The 11523-nt window shown below is 72.5% G+C and carries 8 protein-coding genes; 2 read left to right on the forward strand and 6 right to left on the reverse strand.

Annotated features, from left to right (window positions below):
• Nucleotides 1-4 precede the first annotated feature (4 nt).
• Nucleotides 5-250, forward strand: a complete 246-nt coding sequence (locus ACFWNN_RS03295; protein WP_382438193.1) for a hypothetical protein — start codon at nt 5-7, stop codon at nt 248-250.
• Here ACFWNN_RS03295 and ACFWNN_RS03300 read toward each other — a convergent pair.
• Nucleotides 237-1754, reverse strand: coding sequence for an SIR2 family protein (locus ACFWNN_RS03300; protein WP_382438194.1), 1518 nt, complete (start codon nt 1752-1754; stop codon nt 237-239). The two genes, ACFWNN_RS03295 and ACFWNN_RS03300, sit on opposite strands and share 14 nt — an antisense overlap.
• Before the next feature lie 272 nt (nt 1755-2026).
• Between ACFWNN_RS03300 and ACFWNN_RS03305 the strand changes: the two genes are divergently transcribed.
• Nucleotides 2027-4228 (forward strand): CBM35 domain-containing protein, encoded by a 2202-nt coding sequence (locus ACFWNN_RS03305; RefSeq protein ID WP_382438195.1) that lies wholly within the window; start codon nt 2027-2029, stop codon nt 4226-4228.
• A 9-nt stretch (nt 4229-4237) separates the two neighbouring features.
• Here ACFWNN_RS03305 and ACFWNN_RS03310 read toward each other — a convergent pair whose 3' ends face one another.
• From ACFWNN_RS03310 to ACFWNN_RS03330, 5 genes are all read right to left on the reverse strand, one after another.
• Entirely contained in the window at nt 4238-6250 is a 2013-nt protein-coding gene (locus ACFWNN_RS03310; protein ID WP_382438196.1) for an iron ABC transporter permease, read from the reverse strand.
• Between the two features lie 2 nt (nt 6251-6252).
• Entirely contained in the window at nt 6253-7206 is a 954-nt protein-coding gene (locus tag ACFWNN_RS03315) for an ABC transporter substrate-binding protein (RefSeq protein WP_382438197.1), read from the reverse strand.
• 24 nt (nt 7207-7230) lie between these two features.
• Nucleotides 7231-8049 carry an ABC transporter ATP-binding protein gene (locus ACFWNN_RS03320; RefSeq protein ID WP_382438198.1) on the reverse strand — a complete coding sequence of 273 codons (819 nt, stop codon included), beginning with the start codon at nt 8047-8049 and terminating at the stop codon, nt 7231-7233.
• Nucleotides 8050-8163: 114 nt separating this feature from the next.
• Nucleotides 8164-9900 (reverse strand): ABC transporter ATP-binding protein, encoded by a 1737-nt coding sequence (locus ACFWNN_RS03325; RefSeq protein ID WP_382438199.1) that lies wholly within the window; start codon nt 9898-9900, stop codon nt 8164-8166.
• The gene (locus ACFWNN_RS03330; protein WP_382438200.1) at nt 9897-11504 is read right to left on the reverse strand and encodes an ABC transporter transmembrane domain-containing protein; all 1608 of its coding nucleotides are present in this window, start codon (nt 11502-11504) and stop codon (nt 9897-9899) included. The genes ACFWNN_RS03325 and ACFWNN_RS03330 overlap by 4 nt, the downstream gene beginning before the upstream one ends.
• Nucleotides 11505-11523 lie beyond the last annotated feature (19 nt).

Raw genomic sequence — 11523 nt, forward strand, 5'->3', positions numbered from 1 at the left:
GACGATGACGTCACCAGCTGTGCACGGCGCGTTGCCTCCCGGCTGGCGGTACGAACAGGTCGGCACGGTGCTGACGCGGGCGAGCACGGCCGAGGCGCTCTCGTTCGACGAGCTGGTCCACCACCAGGTGCAGGCCTCGCTGGACCTCGGCGACGAGCGTTCTCCCGCCGAGCTCGACGCCCAGATCCGCGCCGAGCTGGAGCTGCGGGTCCAGGAGTACGGGGACCAGGTGGCCGTCAGCCGAGGGTGATCGACTCCGCGACGGGCTTCATCTCCTCCACGATGATCCTGCGCAGCAGCGCGCCGTTCTTCTCGTTGATCCGCGATCCCCTCCACTGCCTCATCGAGGCCAGCGACACCACCGCGATGGGCAGGTCACCGCCCGCCTCCCCGACCCTCGTCGGCACGCAGAGGTAGGTCTTCCACCTGTCGCTCTCGGACTGGTAGATGCCGGGTTGCCCCGCACAGTAGGCCTGCACCGACGTGTACGCGGAGTCGGCCACGATGTCCGCGCACCTCATCACCTCCGGGTGCTGCCACAGGCTCGTCGTCGACGCCCACAACCGCAGGCCCCGCGAGCTCCGCGGGTCCCACCGCACCCAGATCTCCAGCTTGGTGGTCTCCCCCAGCGGAACGCCGAGCTTCGCCCGGATCCTGGCGAGCGCCTCGCACAGCTTCACGTGGTCTTCCTGCTGGCGCTGGACCTCCGCGCCGTCGCGGCCCTCGCTCCACACCCGCCACCACTTCTCCAGCCTGCCGCGGTACCGCGCGACCGGGGCGCCGCGAGCGCGGTGGTCCAGGCTGCTCTTGGCCTCGGTGAGGAACTGGGCGGTCTGGTAGAAGAAGTCGGGGAACACCGCCTTCACCCCGAACGAGGCCATCCGGTCGGCGACGCTGTCCTTGACGTCGTCGATGTAGTTCTCCGAGTCGGGCGGGAACTCCAGGCCCTGCAACGGGGTCACCGCGACGCGCAGCCGTTCCTCGCCCTCCGCCGGGATGGTCTTGGCGAGAGCGCCGAGCAGCGGCGGATCGGTCAGGCTCGACCCCACGATCACCACCGAGTGCTGCCGGAACAGCTCCTCCAGCACCGCGCTCGACCGCGCCTGCGAGGCGAGGTAGTCCTGCTCGCTCAGGACCACGTTCGTGGCCTCCCCCGCCCGGTTCGGCACGAAGCCGTGCAGGTGCAGGATCTGGCCGGGTTCGACGTGCGCCGCGATCTCGAAGTCCGGGTGCGGGTCCGTCGGCTCGATCACCGAGGTGCGCAGCTCGACCGGCGGCAGGCCGCGCCGCCTCCGGTTCTGCGCGAGCACACCGGCTTCCTCCTCGATGAACTCGTCGTAGTTCGTGGTGACCACGCAACAGCGCTTGCCGTGGTCCGCCAGCACGGCCGCGAGCTTCACCACCGCGGTCGCCAGCGCGCCCTGCCGCCACGCGCGTCCCTCGTACAGGAAGCCCCGGATGTCGTTGCCCAGCTCGCCCTGCCAGCCGTCGGACCGGTTCGAGTAGAGCTGGCTGACGATCGACCCCGCCTGCAACGGCGTGTTCGTGGCCATGATCGCCCGGCACGCCTCGTCGCTGTCCTTGTGCTTGCGCAACAGCTTCTGCACGAGGGCCGGCCAGGACAGTCCGGTGCGGTCGATCGTGACGCCCGCACCGGCGTAGATCACGAGCGACCGCTGGTCGGCGACGCGTTCGATCAGGGTGTAGGTCTCGGGGTCGCTGAAGAACGGGTCGGCACTGCGCGAGAAGGTCATGCGTCCCCTCTCCCGGCGGCGTCCCTCCACAGCAGAGGTTTGATCGCGTGCGCGCGATGTTCGTTACGCCGCAGTGATTCCACGTCGGGCGGCTTCGTGGCCGCCCGAAAGTCGCCGACCTTTCGGAGGAATCCCGCGACGCCGGCGAAACATGCGCCGAAACGTTGGCCGTGATCCTGCCCGTCGCTACGTTGGCGAAGCTCCTCCGCCGCGTGTTTCTCGAACTGCGCCAGAAGCTTCTTCGCCGAGGTGTCGGAAACGAGGTACCAGCCGTGAGAGCAGTGCACGTCGCGGTCGCGATCGCCGTCCTGTCCGGTGGCATCGCCCCGGCCACGGCCGCGCAGGCCGCGGTGCCCACCGTCGTGGTCGACGCGGCAACGCTCGGCGGTCCGCTGAGGAAGGCCGGGCTCGGCTCGCTGCTGGGGGTCACCGGCCGCACCACCGACACCCCGGCGGACCTGCTCGGCCAGACCCATCTCACCGTGTCCCAGCACATGACCGCGCGCTGGAACGAGGGCGAGCGGGCCGGCACCGAGATCGTCGCGCCCAAGGCGCGCGGCGCGGGCGTGAAGATGATCGCCCGCTTCAACGACCTGATGGGCGGCAACCCCTGGTACCAGTGGCAGGGCACGGCGCACTGGTTCGAGCGGGTGGACGAGGCGACGCGCCGGATCCAGCCGTACCGGGACACGCTGCTCGCGGTGGCGCCGTTCAACGAGCCGGACAACAAGCTGCACGGGCTGGCGAACGACACGGCGGTGCCGGGCGCGGGGTACGACCAGAAGTTCAACTGGCTGTGGACGCAGACCGTGCGGAGGATCCGCGCGATCGACGCGAGCGTCCCGGTCATCGGCCCGAACTGGGAGTTCTACCTGCCGTGGCAGGGCGGTCAGCAGCAGAAGATGCGGGACTTCCTGCGCAACGCGATCGACACCGGGACGGTGCCGCAGCTGATCGGCTGGCACAACCTCGGCCCCAGCCCCGGCGACGTGCCGGAGGCGTTGACCCGCTACTACCGGCCCCTGGAGAACGAGCTGGGCGTCCCGGGCAGGCCGCTGCGGGTGGTCGTGGAGGAGTACGGCCCGCAGTCCAACGACCCCGGCAACGCCGGGAACTTCGAGGGCGTGCCGGGAACGATGATCCAGTACTGGGCCGACCTGGAGCGGTACGACGTCGACTTCGGTGCGTTGGCCATCTACACCAACCCCGGTCTGCTGGGGAACACGCTGCGGCGGGTGGGCGGCGGAGCCCTCCAGCCCAACGGCGGTTTCTGGATGATGAAGTGGTACAAGGACATGCGCGGTGCGAAGGTGCCGGTGAACCGCTGGAACGACACGGCGAACGGGCGCCGCTACCTCGGCGTCGACGGGCTCGCCTCGTGGGACGGCGCCGCGCTGACCGTGCTCGCCGGTGGTGAGGACGGACCGGTGGACCTCCGCGTCACCGGGCTGGCCGCGCGAGGACTGCAGGGCCAGGTGCGCGTGCGGGTCGACTCGACGGTCTGGGACAAGGACCCCGCCGAGGCGAACCGCAGGGTCGATTCCGGTGGCGACCCGAAGCAGGGCACGTACAACGTCCTCGACAAGTCCATGACCGTCGACGGCTCCGGCACGCTGACCGTGCCGTTGCGGCGGATGAACCGCTACGACGGCTACCGGATCACCATCGGCCGGGCGGGCCCGCCGGACGTGTACCCGACCAAGCACGAGGCGGAGAACGCGACGGTGACGGCCGCGGTGCGGCACGGCGGCGCGAACGGGCTGCCGGCGTCGGCGGGCGGGTACGTCGGCGGGATCGATCACCCGGACAGCGCGGTGACCTTCGCCGTCGACGCTCCGTCGGCGGGCATCTACGCCATGACCGTGCGCTACGCGGCGGGTGTCGGCACGGCGTCGCACCAGGTCGCGGTGAACGGGCGGCCGCAGGGCGAGGTCGGCTATCCCGCGACGGCGGGGTGGGCACCGTCCGAACTGGACACAACGGTGAAGCGGATCGCGCTGGGGGCCGGGAGGAACGAGATCCGGCTGTCCAAGGGCGTGGGCTACGCCGAGGTCGACTACGTCGACGTGCGGCCCGACACCCACCGGTACGAGGCGGAGAACGCGGCCGTGACGTCCGCGCGCCTGGCGCCGTACTGGTCGAACTACATCCCGGACTACGTCGCCGGGTTGGACCAGAACGGCAGCCAGGTCGAGTTCACCGTCGACGCCCCGGTGGGCGGGACCTACGTGCTCGAAGTCGGGTACGGCAACGGCACTCCGTCCACATCGGACCACTCGGTGCTGGTGAACGGGACCGAACGGGCCGTGGTGTCCTACCCGCCTTCGGGAAGCTGGCTCGACTCGCAGTCCCACGACCGGGCCACGAAGGTCACGTCCGTGCGGGTGCCGCTGAACACGGGCGCCAACAAGGTGGTGCTGCGCAAGCGGACCGGGTTCGCCGAACTCGACTGGCTCGCGGTCCGCCTGCCGTGATCACCGGGGTCACGTCCGCGTCCGCCAGAGCAGCACCACGAAGTAGGGCGTGCCGATCAGTGCGATGACGAGGCCCGCGGGGATCTGCGCCGGGGCGATGACCGTGCGTCCCAGTGTGTCCGCGGCGCTGACCATGACCGCGCCGATCGCCGCGGCCACCGGGATGACGCGGGCGTGACGGCCGCCGACCAGGGACCGCGCCAGGTGCGGTGCGACGAGCCCGACGAAGGCCACGACACCGATCGCGGCCACGGCCGTCGCCGCGAGGACTCCGCACGCGGCGAGGATCACCACGCGCGACCGTTCCAGGGGCAGGCCGAGGAGCCGCGGGGTGTCGTCGTCGATGCCGTGCAGGTCGAGCTCCCGGTGCCGCGACCACAGCAGCGGCACCAGGATCGCCAGTGCGAGCAGCCCGGGCACCACCTGGTCGAGCGTGCGGCCGTAGGTGGAGCCGGACAGCCAGGTGAGCGCCTTGGCCGTGTTCCACGGGTCCGAGGTCACGATCATCAGCGTGATCAGGGCCATGCCGCCGGACCAGAGCCCGATGCCGATGATCACCAGCCGGTCGGAGTCCAGGCCCGACCGCCACGCCAGGCCGTAGACCAGCGCGAACGCGACAGCGGCTCCCGTGCCGGCCGCACCGGCGATCTGCCACGCGCCGGCCAGCGGCACGAAGGTGATCAGGGCGATGGCGCCGAGGCCCGCGCCGGCGGTGATGCCGAGCAGCCCGGGTTCGGCGAGCGGGTTGCGGCTCACGGACTGGATGCCGCAGCCGGACACGGCCAGCGCGGCGCCCGCGGTCAGCGCGGCGAGCACTCGCGGCAGCCGTTGGTCGAGCACGAACGTCAGTGCGGTGCCGGTGCGGCCGGACAGCCAGTTCGCGAGGTCGCCGAGGAGCACGAGCCGGTCGCCCAGCAGCATTCCGACGAGCGGTGCGACCACCAGCAGCACCGCGACGACGGCGCAGGTGAGGACGAGCCGGCGCCGCGAGCCCGCCACGCCGACGCGGCCCGCCGGCGGTTGCCGGCGCGTCCCGCCGGGACGGCTGCGGCGGGCCAGCCACACCAGCACCACCGCGCCCACGACCGTGGTGATCACGCCGGTCGGCACGCGCAACGCCGCCGCCGAGCCCATCACGGCCCGCAGCAGCACGTCGGCACCGAGCACCAGCACGACGCCGACGAGTCCGGACAACGGCAGCAGCGCGCGATGGCGGCCGTTCGCGGACATGAGCAGGCGGGTGATCACCGGCGCGCAGAGTCCCACGAACCCGACGGGTCCGGCGACGGTCACCGCCGCGGCGGTGAGCGCCACGGTCAGCAGCACCGCGCCGATGCGGGTGCGGCGCACGTTCAGGCCCACGACCGTCGCGCTGTCGTCGCCCAGCGCCAGGACGTCCAGCGACCGGCTCATGGCGATCAGCGCGACGATCGCCGCGACCACGATCGGTGCCATCCGGGCGGTGGCGTCCAGGTTCGCCACGCTCAGCGAGCCGCTCCCCCAGGCGAACAGTCCCGCCGTCTCCTGTTCGTAGAACAGCAGCAGCAGCATCGTGATCGACTGCAGCGCCAGCGTCACCGCGGAGCCGATCAGGACCAGCCGCGGTGTCGCCGAGGCCGCACCGGACAGGCCCAGCACGACGGCCGCCGCCGCCAGCGCTCCGAGGAACGCCGTCGCGCCGGCGGGCAGGGTCGGCAGCGTCAGCCCGAAGGCGGACACCGCGACGACCGCCAGGTACGCGCCGGCGTTCACGGCCAGCGTGTCCGGGGCCGCGAGGGGGTTGCGCGCCACGGACTGCATGCCCGCGCCCGCGACGCCCAGCGCCAGCCCGAGCAGCAGGGCGGTGAGCAGCCGGGGCAGCCGGGACCCGGTCAGGACGGCGGTGGTCTGCTCGTCGCCTGCTCCGACGACGGCGCGCAGTACGTCGAGCACGCCGGTGTCGGCGGTGCCCTGGGTGAGGTGGACGGCGGCGAGCAGGGCGATGAGCACCACGCTCGCCACCGCGACGACGGCGTTGCGCACGGTCAGGCGAGTGCTTTCACGATCTGGTCGGCGATGTGCCCGACGGACTTCGGGCCGCCGAACGTCCACGTGCCCGGTTCGAGCTTGTAGACCTTCTTGGCCGACACGAACGGAAGCCGCTGCCACACCGGGTTCTGCGCGAGGCCGGTCGTGAAGACGTCGTCCTCGGACGCGCTGTAGAACAGCACGGTGTTCGGGTCGGACAGCGCGGTCAGGCCCTCGACGTCGGTCTGGCCGAGGCCCCACTGCGCGTCGACCTGACCGGTCCACGCGTTCTTGAGCCCCAGCTGTTCCGCGGTGTCGGAGACCAGGGATCCCTTGCCGAACGGCCGGATGCTGACGGTGCTGCCCTCGAGCCAGCCGTCCGCCATGAAGAACGGCGTGCCCGCCTTGGCGGCCAACGCCTTCTTGCCGTCGGCCAGCTTGGTGTCCATTTCGGACAGCAGCTTGTCCGCCTCCGCGGTCTTGCCCAGTGCCTGCGCGATGATCTTCACGTCCTCGCGCAACCGGTCGAAGTTCCGCGCCGCGTCACTGGACTTCGTGACGACGACCGGCACGTACTTCTCCAGTTGCGGCACCACCGTCGAGTCCCGCTCGGCCGCCATGATCACGACGTCCGGGTCGAGCGCCACGATCGCGTCCACGCTCGGCTCACCGCGCTTGCCCACGTCCTTCACCGAGGCGTCCAGTGCCACGGCCGAGTCCCAGGTCTTGTACCCCGCGGTGTCCGCGGCCCCGACCGGCATCACACCCAGTGACGCCACCACCTCGGCCTCGCCCCACTCCAGCACGACGACGCGCTTCGCGGCGGACTTCAGCTCGACCGCCTTGCCGCGGGCGTCGGTGACGGTCACCGGACCGCCGGCGTTCTCGGTGGGCTGGGTCTGCGGTGTTTCCGTTGTGCCGCAGGCGGTGAGCGCGATCGCGGCGACCGCGACCAGGACTGGGACTCGCATGACGGGGCCTTCCGGGGTAGTGGTTCAGACGCGAGGGGTGTGCCGGCCGACAGGGCGGCAGTGCAGGGTTCCGGTGACCGGGTCGTCCGCGACGTGCACGACGACGCCGTACGCCTCGGTCAGGTGCTCGGCCGTGAGCACTTCACCGACCGGGCCGGAGGCGAGGGCCAGCCCTTCCGCCAGCAGGATCACGCGGTCGGCGATGATCGCCGCGTGGTCGAGGTCGTGCAGCACCACCCCGACCGCGACGCCGTGGTCGTCGGCGAGATCCCGCACGACGTCCAGGACCTCCACCTGGTAGCGCAGGTCGAGGTGGTTGGTCGGCTCGTCGAGCAGCAGGACGGACGTCTGCTGGGCCAGGCACGACGCCAGCCACACCCGTTGCAGCTCACCGCCGGACAGCTCGTCCACACCGCGGGCGGCCATCTCGGTGACGCCGGTCATCGCCATCGCCTTCGCGACGGCGGCCTTCCCGTCCGGGTCCACGCCGCGCCACCCGGTGCGGTACGGGTGGCGGCCGTAGCCGACGACGTCCTCGACCGACACGCCGGACGGCGTCGGCCGCTGCTGGGTGAGCAACGTGACGTGACGGGCGAACTCCTTGCCCGACAACGCCGAACCGCGCCAGACCGCCCGGTCGCCGAGGTGGACCTCGCCGTCCTCGGGCCGGTGCAACCGGGCGAGCGACCGCAGGACCGTCGACTTGCCCGATCCGTTGGGGCCCACGAGCGCGGTGACGGTGCCCGGCGTCAGTTCCACCGACACCCCGTGCACGACCCGGTGCTCGTGGTGCGCCAGAACCAGAGACCGCCCGGCCAGCACGCTGCCCTCACCTTCCAACATGAGGGCAGCCTAACCTAACTATCCGCCGTCAGACCCCGCGGAGAGGTGAGCGGTCCATCACGAAACTCCACTCCGGACAGTGGCGGTACCCGTGCCCGGAATGGTCGCGCCACGTCAGTCCCGTCGCGGACGGGCCGACTCCCAGGCGGCCCAGAGCCGGGCGTACTGCCCGTCCGCGGCGATCAGGGCGTCGTGGTCGCCCGACTCGACGATCCGGCCGTGCTCCAGGACCAGGATGCGGTCGGCCGTGGCGGCCTGCCGCAGCCGATGCGCCACCACGAGCCCGGTCCGTCCTTTGAGGACGGCGGCGGCCGCGTCCTCCAGCCGGGTCGCGTCGCGGCTGTCGGCCTCGGCCGTGGCCTCGTCGAGCAGCACCACGGCCGGGTCGGCGAGCAGTGCGCGAGCCAGCGCCACCTGCGCGGTCTGCGCCGGGTCCAGCTCGCGCCCCAGTTCACCGACGACGGTCCGGACACCGTCGGGCAACTCGTCGATCCAGTGCGCGCCGACGGCCCGCAGCGCGCGTTCGGCGTCGGCGTCGGTCGCGGAGGGGTCGGCCAGGCGCAGGTCCTCGGCCAGCGGGCCCGCGAAGACGTGCGTCTCCTGGGTCACCAGGACCAGCGGTGCCGCCCGGTCCGGGATCGCCCCGGCCCAGCTCACACGTCCTTCGCTCGGCGCGGCGAGTCCGGCGAGCAGGACCGCCAGCGTGGACTTCCCGGCGCCGCTCGCGCCGACCAGCGCGACCGTCTCTCCCTGCCGCAGCCGCACGGAGACGTCGTGCAGGACCGGTTCGGCCGTGCCGGGGTAGCGATGCGTCACCGCCTCCGCGCGCAGGTCACCGGTGCGCACCGGTGCCGAGACGGCGGGGCCGGGTGAGGCGTTCCCGATCACGCCGACGATGCGCTGCAGGCTCGCCATCGCGGACTGCACCTGGTCGAAGCTGAACACCAGCAGGCCCAGCGGGTTGAACAGCCGGTGGAAGTACAGCGCCGCCGCGGTCACGGCCCCCACCGACGCCGATCCAGTGCGCACGAGGACGAATCCGGTGATCACGATGGAGACCAGGCCGACCAGCTCGGCGATGTTGATCCACTTGCCCCAGGCCGTGGCGAACCACAGGATCGAGCGCGAGACGTCGCGGGCCCGGCGCGAGGACTCGCCGATCAGGTCGACGTGGCGCTCCTCGGCACCGTAGGCGCGCAGCGTGGGAAGCCCATCGAGCGCGGACACGAGCGTCTCGGCGCGATCGCCGAACGCCGCGCGTTCCTCGGCGTAGCGGACCGCCGCGCGGGGCAGGTACCAGCGCAACGCGAAGCCGTAGACCGGGATCGCGAGCAGGCCGGCGACGGCGAGCCAGGGATCGAGGGCGAACAGGCCCGCCATCGTCAGCCCGACGGTCAGCACCGCTCCGACCCACGGCGCGAGCAGCGTGGCGACGACCTCGCTGATCACCGCGACGTCGTCACCGACCCGGCTGAGCAGGTCCCCGCGCCCGGTCTCCTCGACCTCGGCCGCGGGCATCCGCAGTGCCGCGGCGACGGTGTCCTCCCGCATCCGCGCGAGCACCCGTTGCCCGATCCGCGCGACGAGCGCCCCGCTGAGCGCGGTCAGCACGGCGGCGGCCAGCCCCGCCGCTCCGACCAGTGCCGTGAGACCGACGATGCTCGCGGCCTCCGCCCCGCCGATCACCTCGTCGACGATCCTGCCGACGACCCACGGCGCGACGAGTCCCGACAGGGACGCGGCGACGGCGAGCGCCAGCGTCGCGACGGCCAGGCCGCGCTGGTCCCGCAGATACCCGCCGACCGCCCGGCGGACCTCGGCGGCCGTGGCCAGGGGAAGACGCCGGCTCATCCGAGAACCCTCCTGCGGTAGTCCGGCTCGCTGTCGAGGAGCCCGTAATGGGTGCCGATCACCACGTCGCCGGACGACCGCGCGAAGACGACCTGATCGGTGCGGCCGAGCAGGATCGGGCTCGTGGTGGCCACGACCGTCGCCCGGCGTCCGGTGCCGGGACCGTGCCGATGTGCGCGCAGCCCGTCCGCGACGGCGTGCTCGGTCACCGGGTCCAGTGCGGTCGTCGGCTCGGTCAGCACCAGCGCGGGCGGGTCGGTGTGCAACGCGCGCGCCAGCACGATCCGCTGCCGCTGCCCACCCGACAGGCTCAGCCCGCGATCCCGCAGGGGTTCGAGCAGACCACCCGGCCGGGCGTCCACGATCTCGGCGGCCCCGGCGGCGGCCAGCACCGGCCGCCACCGCTCCGGTGAGTGCGCCGGACGTCCCAGTGCGAGGTTGTCCTCGAACGTGCCCGCGAACAGGTGCGCCCGGACCGGCTCGACGTGCACCCGTGCGGGCGCATCACCCTGCCACTCCACCCGCACTCGCCCCGGCTCCCGTCCCCGCAGCACCTCGAGCAGCTCGTCGACCACCGCCGGATCGGCGACGACCCCGGTGCACCCGTCGGCCAGGATCCGGATCGTGACGGGAGGCCCCTCGCCGGATGCCGCACCGGCAGGCTCCGCCTCGTCGTCCAGAACGCCCCCGACCCGGCCGGAGCTCGCCAGCGCCGCCGCCCCGAAGCGCAGGTACATCCCCACTCCCGACAGCGGTTCGGCGATGAACTGGGCCGCACCGATCGCGGCGACGAACGCGCCGATCCCGATCGCCCCGTCCACCGCGAGCAGGCCGGCCGAGAACACGGCCACGACCAGCACGATCGTGCCCGCCAGCACGGTCACCCCGAGCTGCAGCGACGCCGCCGTGCCCGAGCGGATCCCGGCCGCCTCGGCGGCCCGGCTCACCGTGCGGTACCGCCGCACGGCGGTCTCCTCGGCGCGCAGGCCGTGCACCACCCGCAGCCCCGTCACCAGATCCGTCGCCAGCGCGGACGCGGCCGCCAGCGCTTCCTGCTGCCCGGCCACCCGCCGGGCGAGCAGCGGCGAGAGCGCGTTCAGCCCGAAGGTCGTCACCACCGCGGTCACGATCAGCAGCAGCCCGAGCCGCACGTCGATGCCGACCAGCACCGCACAGCTCACGCCCAGGGCCGCGACCGACCCGGCCAGACCGGCGATCCACACCACGGCACGGGAGACCTGGTCCGCGTCCGACGACGCGATCGTCAGCAACTCGCCCCGGTGCCGCGCGGCCGCGGCACCACCGACGCGCAGCAGCCGGGCGCCGAGCTCGACGCGCAGCGCGTGGGCCTCGTCGATCACGGCCAGCTGAGCCGACCGGGCGAACCAGCGATAACACGTGTTCAGCGCGGCGAACAGCACCACCAGTCCCCCGACGCTCAGCACCAGCGCGGTGACCTCACCGGTGGCCACCGCCTCGTCGATCGCCAGCCCCAACGCGACCGGGACCAGCGCCTCGCACGTCTGATGCCCCATGAGCAGCAGCGAAGCGCCTGCCACCCGGCCCCGTTGCCGCCGCAACACCCGCCGGCGAACCCGCGCCACGTCCCCACCGCTGCTGATG

The organism is Lentzea sp. NPDC058450, from assembly GCF_042721395.1.
Classification (GTDB): domain Bacteria; phylum Actinomycetota; class Actinomycetes; order Mycobacteriales; family Pseudonocardiaceae; genus Lentzea.